At 48.1% G+C, this 15271-nt stretch carries 9 protein-coding genes; all 9 read left to right on the top strand.

The annotated features are described in order from the left end of the window. Positions 1-2 precede the first annotated feature (2 nt). Positions 3-1796: a translation elongation factor 4 gene (lepA, locus tag IAQ59_RS16865; protein WP_209332015.1), complete on the top strand. Its 1794-nt coding sequence runs from the start codon at positions 3-5 to the stop codon at positions 1794-1796. 109 nt (positions 1797-1905) lie between these two features. Continuing rightward, complete coding sequence (locus IAQ59_RS16860) at positions 1906-2790, top strand: bifunctional 5,10-methylenetetrahydrofolate dehydrogenase/5,10-methenyltetrahydrofolate cyclohydrolase (protein WP_209332014.1); 885 nt, start codon at positions 1906-1908, stop codon at positions 2788-2790. A gap of 58 nt (positions 2791-2848) precedes the next feature. Next, positions 2849-3475, top strand: a complete 627-nt coding sequence (locus IAQ59_RS16855) for a 7-carboxy-7-deazaguanine synthase QueE (RefSeq protein WP_209332013.1) — start codon at positions 2849-2851, stop codon at positions 3473-3475. 3 nt (positions 3476-3478) lie between these two features. Continuing rightward, the gene (locus IAQ59_RS16850; RefSeq protein WP_209332012.1) at positions 3479-5395 is read left to right on the top strand and encodes an OmpA family protein; all 1917 of its coding nucleotides are present in this window, start codon (positions 3479-3481) and stop codon (positions 5393-5395) included. A 409-nt stretch (positions 5396-5804) separates the two neighbouring features. Next, a complete protein-coding gene (locus tag IAQ59_RS16845) occupies positions 5805-8777 on the top strand; it encodes a SusC/RagA family TonB-linked outer membrane protein (RefSeq protein WP_209332011.1) in 2973 nt (990 codons plus the stop codon). A 12-nt stretch (positions 8778-8789) separates the two neighbouring features. After that, a complete protein-coding gene (locus IAQ59_RS16840) occupies positions 8790-10223 on the top strand; it encodes a RagB/SusD family nutrient uptake outer membrane protein (RefSeq protein ID WP_245189672.1) in 1434 nt (477 codons plus the stop codon). Then, on the top strand, positions 10223-11041 hold the full coding sequence (locus IAQ59_RS16835) for a DUF4843 domain-containing protein (protein ID WP_245189671.1): 819 nt from the start codon (positions 10223-10225) through the stop codon (positions 11039-11041). The genes IAQ59_RS16840 and IAQ59_RS16835 overlap by 1 nt, the downstream gene beginning before the upstream one ends. Positions 11042-11112: 71 nt before the next feature. Beyond that, positions 11113-14568, top strand: a complete 3456-nt coding sequence (locus tag IAQ59_RS16830) for a S8 family serine peptidase (protein WP_209332009.1) — start codon at positions 11113-11115, stop codon at positions 14566-14568. Between the two features lie 278 nt (positions 14569-14846). Beyond that, the gene (locus IAQ59_RS16825) at positions 14847-15266 is read left to right on the top strand and encodes a 6-pyruvoyl trahydropterin synthase family protein (RefSeq protein WP_209332008.1); all 420 of its coding nucleotides are present in this window, start codon (positions 14847-14849) and stop codon (positions 15264-15266) included. Positions 15267-15271 lie beyond the last annotated feature (5 nt).

The raw sequence follows: 15271 nt of genomic DNA, 5'->3' as shown, positions 1-15271 counted from the left end.
TTATGGATATGCAACGAATACGAAATTTCTGTATCATCGCCCACATCGACCATGGTAAGAGTACTTTGGCAGATCGCTTATTGCAATTTACCAACACAGTCTCGGAAAGGGAGATGCAGGATCAGCTACTGGATAACATGGACTTGGAGCGGGAGAGAGGGATTACCATCAAGTCCCACGCCATACAGATGAAATATACCTACAAGGGAGAGGAGTATACCCTTAACTTGATCGATACCCCCGGTCATGTGGACTTTTCATACGAGGTGTCCCGATCTATCGCAGCATGTGAGGGGGCTTTGCTGATTGTAGATGCATCCCAAGGTGTGGAGGCACAGACTATTTCAAATTTGTACCTGGCGATAGGCCATGATTTGGAAATTATCCCGGTGCTAAACAAGATAGACCTTCCGGGAGCGGATCCCGAGGTGGTCGCTGACGAGGTGATTGACTTGATTGGATGTGACAGAGAAGACATAATTTTGGCCTCGGGAAAGGAAGGACTTGGGATTGAGGATATCCTTAATGCCGTCGTGGAGCGCGTCCCTGCACCCAAGGGAGACGAAGAAGCCCCCTTGCAGGCAATGATATTTGACTCGGTGTACAATCCGTTTAGGGGCGTGGAAGTAATCTTCCGGATCTTTAACGGCACCATGAACAAGGGTGATAAGATTAAGTTCGTCAATACCGGGAAGGAATACGAAGCCGATGAGATCGGCATATTGGGCATACAGCAAAAGCCTCAGCAAACGATGAAAGCAGGTAACGTCGGGTACTTGGTTTCTGGGATAAAGGTAGCCAAAGAAGTAAAGGTGGGAGATACCATCACCCATGTGAAGAGACCCTGTGCGTCCAGTATACAAGGGTTTGAAAACGTGAAGCCGATGGTTTTTGCAGGGATATACCCGGTAGAGACCACGGATTTTGAAGAACTCAGGGCCTCTATGGAAAAACTCCAGTTAAATGATGCTTCCCTGGTGTGGGAACCGGAGACTTCTGCTGCCCTGGGGTTTGGGTTTCGATGTGGATTTTTGGGTATGTTGCACATGGAGATCATACAGGAGCGTCTGGAGCGGGAATTTGACATGACGGTGATCACCACGGTTCCTTCCGTACAGTTCAGAGCCCTGATGAACAATGACCAATATAAAGTCGTCAATGCTCCCTCTGACATGCCGGAGCCGAATCTCTTCAAGCACATTGAGGAGCCGTTTGTGAAGGTTTCCATTATTACGGCAGCCGAATATGTGGGCCCGGTGATACAGCTTTGTATGGATAAGCGTGGACTGATAAAAAATCAGGTATACCTTACGGCGGAGCGGGTGGAATTGGCATTTGAAATGCCACTGGTTGAGATCGTGTTCGATTTCTTTGATAAGTTGAAAACCATTTCAAGGGGCTACGCATCCTTGGATTATGAGCTAATAGGCTTCAGGCAGTCCCATATGGTCCGGTTGGATGTCATGCTAAACGGAGAACCGGTGGATGCGCTTTCAGCCATTGTACATCGTGACAAGGCTTACGAATGGGGAAAGAGGCTTTGCGAAAAACTCAAAGAACTTGTGCCAAGGCAGATGTTTGAGATTGCCATTCAGGCGGCGATTGGGTCAAAGATCATTGCACGAGAAACGGTCAAGGCACTTCGTAAAAATGTGTTGGCTAAATGTTATGGAGGGGATATTTCACGTAAGCGAAAACTCCTCGAAAAGCAGAAGAAGGGTAAAAAGCGCATGCGCCAAGTAGGTAACGTAGAGGTGCCGCAGGAGGCCTTCATGGCAGTGCTTAAGTTGGATTAGCTTCGTACAAATTCCCCGGAGTTTCTTAGCTTCTTGGCTTCAGCGTCGGTCTAAACGGGACTTAGGTAGGTTTATGGATATATTTTTGAATGATAAGATAAGGTAAAATATGGCGATACTAATAGACGGGAAGAAAACCTCTGAGCAAATCAAATCTGAAATAGCCTCTCGTGTTGGCGAAATCAAGGCGTCCGGAGGAAAAATCCCTCATCTGGCAGCGGTTTTGGTAGGTGACGACGGCGCCAGTCAAACCTACGTAGGTGCCAAAGTAAAGGCCTGCGAGCAGGTGGGATTTCGATCCACCCTCGTAAGGTTGGATGCGGGGATCACTGAAGAGGCATTGCTTCATGAAGTGCAGCGCATCAATGACGATCCAGATATCGATGGGTTGATTGCACAGTTGCCTCTGCCCAAGCATATATCGGTAGAGAAAGTCACCGCTAAGATCAAGCCAGAGAAGGATGTGGACGGATTTACCCCTGCCAATGTAGGTCGAATGGCATTGAATTGGCCCACCTACGTCTCCGCTACCCCTTATGGTATTCTGGAGCTATTAAAGCGGCACGAAATCGAAACCTCGGGTAAGCACTGTGTAGTCATAGGAAGAAGTCATATCGTTGGGTCGCCCATGAGTATCTTGATGGCTAGAAACGATTACCCCGGTAATTGCACGGTGACGATCACCCATAGCCGTACCAAAAATCTCGACGAAATCGCAAGGTCTGCGGACATCCTCATTGTGGCGTTGGGCAGGCCTGAATTCGTGACTGCCGATATGGTAAAAGAGGGAGCGGTGGTAATTGATGTGGGCATACACCGAATTGCCGACGAATCGAAGAAGAGTGGTTTTCGCTTGATCGGTGACGTAAAGTACGACGAAGTGGCGCCAAAGGCATCGGCCATCACGCCGGTTCCCGGTGGAGTAGGACCCATGACGATCGCCTCTTTGCTTTATAACACGCTTTTGGCGGCGGAGCGCAAAATTTATCCTTGAGTTAGCCGTTTACTATATATTCATTAGCGGTTCAATCACCCGCTTTACCAAAAATTTCATGCAAGAAACAATAGTAGCTAAGCCAGGGCTTAAATTGCCCCTGATGGAAGCTTTTTATACCATACAAGGAGAAGGTCGGTATACCGGCCACCCCGCATATTTTATCAGACTCGGAGGCTGTGATGTGGGCTGTGTATGGTGTGATGTTAAAGATTCCTGGGACGTTTCCAAGTGGCCGGCTGTAGACATACGGGACATTGTTGCCGGTGCTTTGCAGTATCCAGGAAGGTTGGTGGTGATCACCGGGGGAGAGCCATTGATGCACGACTTGGGTCCCTTGACACAGCTTCTGAAACAGCATGGTTTTAAGATCAATATAGAGACTTCCGGTGCACATCCCTTTTCGGGGGAGTTTGACTGGGTATGTTTCTCTCCCAAGAAATTCAAGGCACCGCACCCTGGAATATATAAAAAGGCAGACGAATTGAAGGTGGTGGTGTACCACAAGAGTGATTTCTTGTTTGCCGAAGAGCATGCGGATAAGGTTTCGGCAGACTGTGTGAAATTATTGCAGCCAGAATGGTCAAAATCCAGTGAAATGCTGGAAAAAATAATAGCTTACGCAAAAAGCCATCCAAGCTGGCAGATTTCCCTGCAGACCCATAAATTCATGAACATTCCCTGAGATATGATTGCCCGGAATACCCTTCTCTTGCTGTTTTTGTTGAGTCCTTTGATTTCGCTTGGGCAAACGTATTCCATTATTGATCGCCGTGCCATTCGATTTTATGAAGAGGGGGAGCAGTTTTTAGGCACAAGGCAATGGGATGAAGCAGCCATGAGTTTTCAGGCGGCGTATGAGCGGAGCAGTGATTTTTTTGAAGCGTACCTGAGGCATTCCCAGGTTTTATTGACCAGGGGCAGTCTGGATAAGGCGATGGAAATTGCCCAAAAAGGGGCGAGAAGAATTAAGGGTCAGTCAGATTTTAAAGGTCGGTTTGCCTGGCTGATGTCAGAGATCCATTTTCAGAAAGGTGAATTTCAGGCTGCAATAGAGACCTTCGAGGAGAGCATTCCGCTGCTTCAGGAGGAAATAAGAGATTCTGACCGGTTCCGGCAGCGAAGCCTACAGCTGGAATTTGTTTCTGAGCAATTGGCGCAGAAGCGTGATATCCGGAAGGAACGCCTACCGGATCCGCTGAATCGTTTTCGGCTGCAATATTTTCCCGTTTTGACCGCAGATAGCAAGAAAATTCTATTTACTAAAAGGGACGGTCTTCAAAACCACGAGCACGAAGACATCTTTGTTTCCTACTTGGATGAATACGAAAACTGGTCTGCGCCGCAGCCCATTTCGCAATCCATTAATTCGCGGTACAACGAGGGAACCTGCACCATTTCCGCAGATGGAAATGTGCTTATCTTTACCTCCTGTGATACACCGGACTCATATGGCAGCTGCGACCTGTACATTTCCCAAAAAACAAAGGGCGTGTGGCAACGGCCCACAAATATGGGAAAAAATGTCAATTCACGCTTCTGGGACTCCCAGCCCTCTCTTTCGGCGGATGGAAGGGTGCTTTTTTTTGCCTCTAACCGGCGAGAAGGCATTGGTGGAAATGATGTCTGGTATTCCGAACGACTGGACGATGGATCTTGGAGTACAGCAAAGAACCTAGGTCCCCGTGTAAATACAGAAAAGGACGAGGTTTCTCCCTTTATTTTTTTTAACAACGAGGTGTTGTTCTTTGCGTCCGACGGTCATTTGGGCTTTGGGGGCAAGGATCTTTACTTGTCCAGATTCAGCGCTGGGGAGTTTGGAGAACCCCAAAATCTGGGATATCCTATCAATGACCAAAATGACCAATTGGCACTTTTTATTACTGCACAGATGGATTATGCCTATTATACGGAAAATATCTTCTATGAAGGAAGGCCGGACAGTAGTTTTCTTTTTCGGTTTAATTTCCCAGAGGAGATCTACCTTGGTGAAAAACTGCTGGTCACTGAAGGGGTGGTGCAGGATGCTAAAACCGGTCAGCCCATAGATGCAAGACTATCATTGGTGCAACTGGATAATGACAGCACCTTATATGAATTTCGTTCAGATGGGAAAACGGGGGATTTTCTGATGCTCTACCCGGACAAAGCAAATGCAGGGCTATATGTGGAGCGAGAAGGGTTTGTTCCCAAAATTTACAATGTGGAGCGAGACAGCCTCAAGAATCGGGACAACCTCGTGATTTCCTTGGATCCGATCGAAAGTGGGACCTACTTTATTTTTGAAAATGTGTTTTTTGATTTTGATAAAGCTGATTTGAAGGAGAATTCCATGGCTTCTCTAAATAGGCTGCAAGCTTTTCTGAAGCAAAATCCCATCCTGCGCATTCGCATAGAAGGACATACCGACAACGTTGGAAATGCAGCTTACAATGAAAAACTAAGTCGGCAGCGAGCAGAAAGCGTGAAGGATTTTTTGATCCAAGCAGGCATCAATGCCGAACGGGTAGATGTTTTGGGCAAAGGCGATAAATCACCCTTGGCACCTAATGATTCGGAAGAAGGCCGTGCGTTGAACAGAAGAATCGAGGTGGTTATTTTATGATTTTCAGAGAGCGGTTGAAAAAAATTCACCGTTTGGGACAGATTGTTTGTGATTTTTTAAAACTCATTCGAATATAACGAGTTTATTTCAAAGCTAGGCCGTTTAATTGGTTGTCTTTTGCTGTTTGAGATGTGAAGCCGTTAACCGTGCTTAATTTTCCTGATATAATCGGGTCCCCCATGTTTATTTAGCGCAAAAAGTAACGGTCAGGAAAGAAATAAAGTGACAAACTCCGATTATTTATGGTGGTAATTTTGATATATTGGGAAGACGTAAACTACTTAGAAAAATTAATATGATGAAATCGAGCATGACGCAATCGAAACCTAGTTGGATGATAATAAATCATGCGACCTGTATGCCGGTAGTCAGGGATTTCATCCGGGAAATTAAAAAAAGTTATTAACACATGAAGGCATTACTGGCGTTAACTTTCCTACTTGGAATCTCTCTAGCCGTGGACGCTCAGGTGCGAACGATTAGCGGGGTAGTCAACTCCGCCGAAGACGGAGGGCCTATCCCAGGTGTAACCGTCGTCATCCGAGGAACGACGCAGGGCACCATTACTGATTTGGATGGAAACTTTCAGCTTTCTGTTCCGGAGGATCGTAATGTGTTGGTGTTCAGGTTTGTAGGATTGCAAACCCAAGAGGTGACAATTGGCAACAGGACAAATCTGATCATTTCCATGCAGCCTGAGCTTACGTCCCTTTCAGAAGTGGTGGTAACCGCCTATGGGGATCAAACGAGGCGGGAGGTCACCGGAGCTATTGCATCGGTAAAAGGGGAGATTTTTCAGGATCTTCCCATGCAGTCCTTTGACCGTGCGATGCAGGGAAGGGTAGCGGGAGTACAGGTAACAGCTGGATCCGGTCAGCCGGGAGGCACCCTAAACGTGCAGATTAGGGGGGTGGGCTCTATCAACGCAGGAACCCAACCTTTGTATATCGTAGACGGCGTGCAGATAGCCCCGGGAGGGCTTTCTGGGCAAGGTTCTCAAAATGCGCTGGCATCTATTAATCCCAACGATATCGAATCCATTGAGGTGTTTAAGGATGCGGCTGCGGCTTCCATTTACGGGGCACAAGCCTCTAATGGGGTGGTCCTGATTACGACCAAACGAGGGAAGCAAGGAAAAACCAATGTGCGATTCAGTGCGCAAGAAGGTATTGTGCAGCCAATTGCCTTTTACGACATGATGGATGCGAATCAGCTAGCATCAATCAAAAGGCAGGCCTACATCAATGCGGGGCTAAATCCCTTAGAGGCAGAACAGCTATTTGGTAGCCCTGGTGACCGGGACTTGGAGACCACCGATTGGTTAGGGGCACTCTACAGAGATGGAAGACTCCGGATTTACGATATGTCTATCTCGGGTGGGGATGATCGAACCCAGTTTTTTATATCCGGAGGCCATACCTTTCAGCAGGGACAGATTATTCGTTCGGATTACAGCCGTACTACCGGCAGGTTAAATCTCACCCACCGGGCAAACGAGCGATTTACCATCAATGCCAATATATCCCTGTCCCGACAAATCACCAATGGAACCATCGATCGGGGAAATTTCGTCAATAGCCCCTTTGTGGCGGGGTTTGTTTCCCGCCCTAATGTGCCGATTTACAACGAAGACGGTACCTTTGCCGAGTATCCGAACGAGCACTTGTTTGGATACAATATTGTGCAGGGTGTGAATCAGGAGTTGCGTAGGGCCACGACCTATCAGTCCGTATCTAACCTGCAGATGACCTACCAAATTTTACCTTGGCTGGGCTTCACTGGTTTTGGAGGGATCGATTTTTCGGATAACCGGGATGAAAACAACCGTCCGTCCACCATACCTGCTTTCTCTGCATACGGTGGGTCGTCCACCTATACTGACCGACGTATCATCAACTCTAATGCCAATGGCAATTTCAATGTAAACAAGAAATTTAATGGTGTTCATACGCTGTCGGGAATTCTAGGATACGAATACAAAGCGGAAACCTCGGAAGCTACCTCTGCTACAGGGCGCGGATTTCCCAATCCGGTGTTGAGGTATCTTCAGAATGCTGCCCAGCCCTTTGAAGTAGGTGGTTTTTTCACGGAGTACAAGCGAGCGGGTTTTTTCTCGCAGGCAAAGTATGATTACGACGACAAATATACCTTCGACATCACCGCCCGGCGGGATGGATCCTCCCGATTTGGTGCCAATACCCGATGGGGTAACTTTGGTGCGGTATCAGCCGGATGGCGAATTTCAGAAGAAGCGTTCCTACAAAATACTACCTGGCTGGACAACTTAAGGTTAAGGGCTTCATACGGCATCACAGGGAACTCAGATATTGGCAACTTTGTAGCCAGAACACTCGTAGGTACCTCCGGCCAATATTTGGGTGGAGGCGCACTCCGTTTCTCACAGCTTGGAAACGACTTGTTGACTTGGGAGGAAGCTGCCTCTACCAACATAGGTGTGGATGGAACGTTCTTTAATGGAAGGATCATCGCTACCGTCGATGTTTGGAGAAAGGACTCCCGTAGACTGCTGTTTGAGACGCAGTTGCCCATAGACTCAGGGTTTGGTGCCATCACCAGAAATACGGGAAAACTTCGCAATCAGGGCATTGACTTCGACTTGCAGACAACGAATGTGGTTTGGGGCAAATTCCGCTGGAATACGGCTTTCAATATTTCCATTTTTTCCAACGAGTTATTGGAGCTCTATGGAGGCTTGGATCGGATTGGTAATGAACTGATCGTGGGTAAGCCGGTGGATTTTTATTACGCATACGAGTATGCGGGCGTTAATCCGGCGAATGGTGCACCCATGTATTTCGATCAATTTGGAGAATATACCTACCTGTTATCTGATGATGACCAAAAGTATATTGGCAGTGCCTTGCCTTGGAATTTTGGAGGCCTATCCAACACCTTCCGCTACGGGCCGTTGTCGTTGGAAGTGTTTTTTCAGTACCAGTTTGGCAACTTGGCATTTAACCAAGATCTCTATAACATCGCACAGGCTGGTTCCATCGGACAGGATAATCAGACGGTTGATCAAATTTATTTCTGGCGCAGACCGGGCGACATCACCAACGTTCCAAAGCCCTATGAAGGTGGAAGGTTTCCCGGTCACTCTGGATATCAGCAGTTTTCTACCAAGCAGCTTTCTGATGGCAGTTATGTGCGTTTAAAGCAAGTTACCTTGGATTATACGGTTCCGCAGCGGTTTACCCAAAAGGCCAAAATAGAATCCGCGAAGTTTTTCATTCAAGGTATCAATTTATGGACGCTGACCAAATACAACGGATTGGATCCCGAGGTAAACTCATTGGGTAGTACGTACGGAACCTATCCTAATTCCCGGCAATTGACGGCTGGCATAAACGTGAATTTCTGATTCGGTATGATTATGAATGCGAGATCAATAGTATTTTCGGTGATCTGTACGGTGTCGATGATTGCCTGTACAGATTTGGAGACTACACCAAGGCAAAGCCTTACCCCGGAAGTAGCCCTAAGCGATGTAGCCGGGTATCAGGCGGTGGCTAATTCCATGTATAGTTTGGCAAATACATTTACCTATTATGGGCAGCAAATGATGATTGCCCCGGAGATTTTGGCCGATAACCTGAGACTGGTAGCCAATACGGGAAGGTATCAGGGAGAGGAAGCCAATGGCGATAGAGACCATATTGGTCTTTGGAACGGCATTATATACGGTGGTATCAATGATGCCAATATCATCTTAGCAGGGATAGACGATGAGAACGTGAGGGGAGATCAGGAGGAAAAGGATTTTATAAAAGGAGACGCCTATTTTATGCGGGCACTGTTTTATTTCGATCTGTGCCGGGTGTATGGCTACGAACCCGGCAGAGAGGTGGACGGGTTTAATTTAGGTCCAATTTTGCGAACAACCCCCACGGTAGCAGCTTCAGATGCGGATTTCAGGGAACGAGCCACTGTCACGGAGGTGTATGAGCAGATTGAGTCAGATCTCCTTGAGGCCATTTCCTTGCTGCCGCTCGTGCCAGTAGGCTCGGAGGGGGCCTATTTCGCCAACGCGGGTGCGGCCCTGACCCTGTTGGCCAGGCTTTATTTGTATTGGGGTAGAATGGAGGACGCGGAAGCAGCAGCCACTTCCGTCATGAATGCGCTGGGCCTTCGGACCAATGGAGACGGTCTAGCCGAAGCAGGTCAGTATGTGCAAGGGTTCTCCCGTGCGCCCCACCCGGAATCTATTTTTGAACTGGAGCTGCGGGTGGTGGATTGGAGCAGTGTAGATGGGGTAAATAACTCCCTCAATTCCCTGGTGTCCAACACCGATCCCAATGCCCAATTTATCATTGCAGCATCCAATGAATTGATGGAAGCCTACGAACCGGAGGATGTGCGGAGAAACTGCTGGGCTGAAACGACAAGAGACGGGATCGAAGGCCCTGTCTATGCCAGCAGAAAATGGACCGGTTACAAGGGTGACTTTTTGGAAAATATCCCGGTTCTTCGGGCCGCAGAGTTATACCTGATCCGCGCCGAAGCTAGGTACCAAACCAATCCAGCGGGGGCAAGGGCAGATATCAATGCGCTTAGATCAAAGCGGGGCTTGGGTCCGGTAGATAATCTGCTTTCCGGAGTGGCGCTGCGTAATCGCATCCTGCTGGAAAGGCGATTAGAGTTTGCCTTGGAAGGGCACCGCTTTTTTGACCTAAAGCGGAATGGTTTGAACATTACCAAACACGGTAATTTTGAAGAAGTTCCCTATACAGATTATCGTATCCTTTCAAACATTCCATTGGAGCAGATTCAGTTAAACGACCGTTTGGTCCAAAATCCAGGTTATTAATGATGGTACTGGCAATGAAAAATTTTTATGTAACGATACTGTTGGCTCTGATTGGGTTGGTCGGTGTCTCCTGTATGGAGGATTCTGGGTTTAACATCGTATGGACTGGCTTGGAAGTAGAGTTTGAAGAAGCTTCCAGACCAAATGGTGCGGTGCGTCGGGTAGTAACACAAAACTCTGCTAATCAGGTGGATCAAACCACCGTACGGGTAAATCTGGTGGGTGCCCATATCAATGAGCCAATCGAAGTTACCATTGGAGTAGATCCGAGTTCCACTGCCGTCAGGAATGTGCATTTTCGGTTGCTTGTCAGCGAGGTAACCATAGCCCCAAATACCAGTTTTGTGGATGTCCCTATAGAAATTCTGACAGGCAATTTGGGTTCTGAGGAGGAACCAAACTTGGTGCTTGCCATCTTGGATGCAGGAAACACAAAGATCAGCGCCAACTATAACAAAGTAACGGTTGAAATCCGGTTGTCCTGTCCTTCCGATTTGGCAGGAACCTACAGCACGGTGACCATAGGACCTGGTGGAACCACCAATTACGAGGTGACGATTACTGAGATCGAACCCTTCACCTATCGCATCTCCGATATTACCGGTGGAGTGTATTCGCAGGTGTTTGGTGGCAGCGATAACCCGGCTATATTCACTGAACTCTGTGGAGAGATTACCATTACTGACCAACCCGATGTGGTTTTCGGTGGCGGAGCGTTCAATGGTACCGGCAGGGTTAACGCAGACGGAACGCTTCGGATTAGCTGGAGCAACGAAGCCGAAGAAAGTGGGGTGACAACGCTGACCAGAATACCCTAAGGGCTTTCTGAGGGCATAAGGTAAATAATGTCGCTTCCACAAGGAAGGTGACTCCATGATATAAAATGGCTATGAGAATAGGAATCATTTGCATATTCTTAATCGGACTGGCTCTCCAAGTGAGTGCACAGGATATCAACGCACAGCGCGCTGAGATGCTTGAAGTCCGGCGTGAGGTGTTGGATGGGTTGCGGCAGCGGGTGGCCCGCTATTCCTTAACTCCCCAAGAGAAGCTGGAAATTACGACGCGGCTAGGAATCCCTATGGTAATAGACCTAGACTCGGATAGGCAGGCTAGGTTTCAATACTTGGATGATGATGCGCACCCGGTCTACTTTACCACCCATAACGTAGCCGCTGCGATTACTAATGGGGTGCGCGGATTGCAGGCCGGTGGCAGTTTGAATCTTGGACTGGCAGGGCAGGGAATGGTGATCGGAATTTACGATCAGACCCGCCCTCGGGCCAACCATAACGAATTTGGCAATAGGGTAACGCAGATTGACGGGTCTACCGAAACAATTAGCAACCATGCCACCCATGTTACGGGCACCATCTTGGCACGCGGAAATAACCCAAATGCAAGGGGCATGGCCAACGAAGCTACGGGATGGGCTTTCAATTGGGATGCCGATATCTCCAAAATGCTTCAAAATGGCTACGATCCCGACCTGTTACCCACCGGGCATTTGGTATCCAATCATTCGTATGGAATACTGGTTGGCTGGTTTAGGGATAATAATGGCAACTGGGCATGGTCAGGTAATGAAGGCGTAAGTCCTAGGGAGGACTATCGCTTTGGATTTTACGGTAACCGCACCCGACAGATTGACGAGGTAGCCTTTGCAAAGCCATACTATACCGTGGTGTGGGCTGCAGGCAATGATCGCAATGATGTGGGTGATGGAAGTCGGGATGCGGATGGCCCGGAAGATTCCATTGGTCCGGAAGGAGTTGCTAAAAATAACATCGTGGTGGGAGCGGTCAACTCGGTTACCAATTACACCGGGCCGGAATCTGTAGTCATGAGCTCTTTTTCAAGTTGGGGCCCTGTGGATGACGGACGGATAAAACCTGATTTGGTTTCCATGGGTGTGAATGTGTTCAGCTCTTCGATCATAAACGACGGAGCAGGAGACGGTTATGCCTCTCTTAGCGGCACATCCATGGCTGCTCCCAATGTGTCAGGGGCACTTTTGCTATTGCAGGAACTGTATAGAAACCGTAATGCCGGTAGGTATATGCGTTCTGCTACAGTCAAGGCATTAGCTATCCATACAGCCAAGGAGGCAGGGATGAACGACGGACCCGATTACATGTTTGGTTGGGGATTGTTGGATGCCGAAGCATCTGCCAGAATGATTATCGATGAGAACGGTTCTTCCAGAGCCATTCGGGAACTGACCTTGGAAAACAGTCAAACCTATGAGTTTGATTTTATCTCAGACGGAGTTGAGCCCGTCGTCGCAACCATCGCCTGGACCGATCCACCGGGAAACTCCCCGGCGCCTTCCGTTAATCCCCGCATCCCGGTATTAGTCAATGACCTGGATATAAGGATCATTGGTGAGGATGGGACGGTGTTCTTTCCATGGTCATTAAACCCAAATAATGGCATCAGTGCCGTAGCTTCCCGAAATACCGACAATGCACGGGACAATGTGGAGAAAATCGAAATTCGGACGCCGGTATCACAACGGTACACCGTTCGTGTCAGCCACAAAGGAGCACTTCAAAACGGACGTCAGCCATTTAGCTTGGTGCTCTCGGCAGGGGTGATTGATGGGCAGGTGAATACACTGTATTGGATCGGACAAAATGCCGGATGGAATAATCCAACTAACTGGTCATTGAGCAGTAATGGACCTGCTGCTGGATTGATTCCAGGAGAGGGTACCCGCGTGGTCATTGACCAGCCTGTACCCGGAAATCGGATTGCGTTAACTTCCAACACCCGTGTGTTTAGCCTAAATGTATTTGGAAATAGCCCCTTGGATCTTGATCTAGGGGGGAATGAGCTTATCTTGGAAAGCGGGTTTAGGTCAAGCAATGCCCAAACGAGGGTCAGTAACGGGTCGCTGGTTTTTGATAATACAGGTACGAGTGAAAACGTGTTGGATTTTGGGCAGGTTTCCCTAAATCAGGTAGGCGTACGGATTCGAAATGGAAGATGGCGGGTTTTGACAGCCCCGTCGTTGCGCGATTTGGTACTCTCGGATGCAGAGGTCAATTTTGACCTTTCGAGCGTTTCGGTAGGGGATTTTACAGTTGGCCCGAATGCGAGCATCCAAGGGCGTTTGGAGCAATTGGTTTTTTCTGGATCAGTGGACATAGCGGCAGACGCCGCGATTTCCGGTCAGTTTACGTATCGTTTTACGGGATCCAATGGGAGTTTCAATGATGATACTAGGTCCCCCATTTCCGGGTTTACAGCCGATGGAGGAAGTATTGACCTACAATCCATCGGTAGCGTTGGCGATCTTCGCCAAAACAGTGGAATCGTAAATATCAGCCAAGAATTGGTAGAAGTAAATACTTGGGCCCTGCTACGCGGAGTGGAGTTGTCACTTGCTGACGGATCTACGTTACGTGTGGCTTCGAGTATTCAGCACGACGAAGTAGGCTCGGGCACGACCCGCATACGCTCTTCGGGACGTGCCACGATCACCCATCCAGTTTATCGCAAGTATTGCTTTCGACAGATTAGTATCACTAACGTGGATTTGGCAGGAGATGCCATCATCAACTTGGGTCCGGGAGCTAGTATCAGTAACAGTGCAAATTGGCTGAACATCTCTTGTGACAACGTGTTGTTCCCGAATTTTGAGGTTCGGTTTTCCTGTGTAGGTGGTCTAACAGAATTTGTCAATCTCACGGAGGGAACAGTTACCTCATATAGTTGGAATTTCGGCAACCTCGGTAGTTCCACTGCGGAGAATCCCACCTTTATGTTCAATAATGCCAGGAACTACACGGTCACGTTATTGGTCAGGGGTCCAGGAGGACAGCGTACGTTTCAGCAGAATATAACAGTCACTCCCAACAGCTTGAGGCGTCCCGAAATTGTGGTCAATGGCTCACAACTTACTTCCTTGGTACCGGCTTCCCGTTATCAGTGGTACCGAAACGGAGTGATGCTACCTGGAGAGACTTCCCGTTCCCTAATGGCAGAAGAAGGAGGGTCGTTTCAAGTAGCTGTGATTGATGATCAGTGCAACCGACTATCTGCGGCTGTGGTCATTTCCAGCATAGAGCCGGCTCCCGAACCGGAATTGGCGCGGAGGGGGTATTCGATCGGGCCAAATCCTTTCGACGAGGAAATCACTGTTACGGTCAATAATGGGTATAGAGGGATGATTCACTATGGACTATACTCCAGTTCCGGTGTCTTGGTCAGCAGCTTTGAACTGATGAAAAACCAGCAGCAGGTTACCCACGAGATGGAAATGCCGGAGGTGAAAGGGCTTTATTTGATGATTATTCGGGCTGGCTCGGAGGTCGTGCAGTATAAGCTGGTAAAACAGTAGAGCTGATCTCTTTTTTGGAGTTGGGTAGGCAATATGATTAAGCATGTCGGAGCTGATCCGTCTAAATACTTTCTATAAAATCACTGTTTATTGTGGTGGTTCTGCCATTATCTGGGTAACATTACCTTGAGCTTTCAAGATTGCAGTGTTCCTAGATACGTCAGGTTGTTGTTTTCTGGAAGAAAAACCCGTTCAGCGTATTATGTCCAGGCAAAACGCTAGCAGGTGTCTATTCTCTTTCTTTTTTCCTAACTTTGGACCTCGAATAGTAAGCAGCCATGATACACGTGTGTAGGAAAGAGCATTTTAACGCCGCCCATAAGTTATGGAACCCGAATTGGTCGGAGGAAAAGAATACAGAAGTGTTCGGACCCTGTGCCAATGCGAACTGGCACGGCCATAATTTTGAGCTGATCGTGACCGTCAAAGGGAAGCCCGATCCGGAGACGGGTTTTGTAGTGGATCTCAAGAAACTCAGTACGTTGATTCGACAAGAAATCATTGCCAAGGTAGATCATAAAAACCTTAACCTGGATGTCCCCTTCATGGAAGGTAAGATGGCCAGTTGTGAGAACCTGGTGATTGAGTTTTGGAAGATTCTACAGCCTAAGGTGGACACGTTGGTGAAGGAGGGAGGACTTTACAAGATGACGCTTTACGAAACCCCTCGGAATTTTGTGGAGTATTTTGGAGAATGATTTTT

It is taken from the genome of Lunatimonas salinarum (assembly GCF_017811155.1).
GTDB classification, from domain to species: domain Bacteria; phylum Bacteroidota; class Bacteroidia; order Cytophagales; family Cyclobacteriaceae; genus Lunatimonas; species Lunatimonas salinarum.
Note: the sequence above shows the minus strand (reverse complement) of the source record. Positions and strands in the feature narration are given on the sequence as shown.